The sequence below is a fragment of the Pseudomonas sp. SDT291_1_S447 genome, assembly GCF_054070155.1.
In genome coordinates this window covers 1-208 of the sequence record NZ_JBSVXS010000503.1, presented here as the reverse complement: position 1 = coordinate 208, position 208 = coordinate 1, and the positions used below count along the sequence as shown (strand labels likewise).

Below are 208 nucleotides of genomic sequence, written 5' to 3'. Positions count from 1 at the left end.
AAGGGCGTGCCGGGCGTCAGTTCAGCCTTGGCCGAACGCTTGACCGGTGGGCGCTACATCGACGTGGATATCGACCGGGCAGCGGCCGCGCAATACGGACTGAACATCGCCGATGTGCAGTCGATTGTGTCGGGTGCCATCGGCGGGGAAACCATTGGCGAAACCGTGGAAGGCCTGGCGCGCTTCCCGATCAGCCTGCGCTATCCGA

1 protein-coding gene is annotated in these 208 nt (G+C 64.4%); it reads left to right on the top strand.

What is annotated here, in order from left to right; all coding sequences use genetic code 11:
* Nucleotides 1–208, top strand: a 208-nt coding sequence (locus ACW9IR_RS30555) for an efflux RND transporter permease subunit (protein ID WP_457466351.1), incomplete at both ends; no start/stop codon positions are given.